We start from the raw sequence: 536 nt of genomic DNA on the forward strand, positions 1-536 counted from the left end.
ACGGTGCCGGTCGAGTTGGAGGCGAAGGCGCCGTTGTTGCGGCCGCCCTGGTCGAGGTTCACGTACAGGCCTTCCACCTTCAGCGTCACGGCCGAGGAGCGGAAGAAGTTCAGGAACGAGTCGGTCGGCAGGGCGTACTCGACGCCGGCGCCGGCGGCCCAGCCGGTCTGGAAGTCGTTGCGGGACACGCCCGAACCGAAGTCACGGCCGCCGCCGCTGCCGTAGGCGAAGCCGCCGGTGCCGTACACGAGGGTGCGGTCGAAGGCGTAACCGAGGCGACCGCGCACGGTGCCGAAGTAGTCGAGGCTGGAGAGGCCCGACGGGTTGTAGATCAGGTTTCCGGGCAGGATGCCGCCGCCGACGACGCCGGGGGTGGCCGAGAAGCGGTTGCGGTTCTGGCCGAAGTCGACGTACTGCGCGTCGGCCTCGATGCCGATCACGACGCCCGAGCCCGGGGTGAACTGGTAGTTGTAGCCGACCTGGCCACCGCCGGTGAAGCCGTCGTTGCCGCGGCTGCCGCCGAAGGCGAGCACGCC

The 536-nt window shown here is 70.1% G+C and carries 1 protein-coding gene; it reads right to left on the minus strand.

What is annotated here, in order from left to right:
- Window positions 1–536: outer membrane beta-barrel protein (locus FV227_RS28710; protein ID WP_187275005.1), on the minus strand; the 536-nt coding region annotated here is incomplete at both ends.

Source organism: Methylobacterium sp. WL119, from assembly GCF_008039875.1.
Lineage (GTDB): Bacteria > Pseudomonadota > Alphaproteobacteria > Rhizobiales > Beijerinckiaceae > Methylobacterium.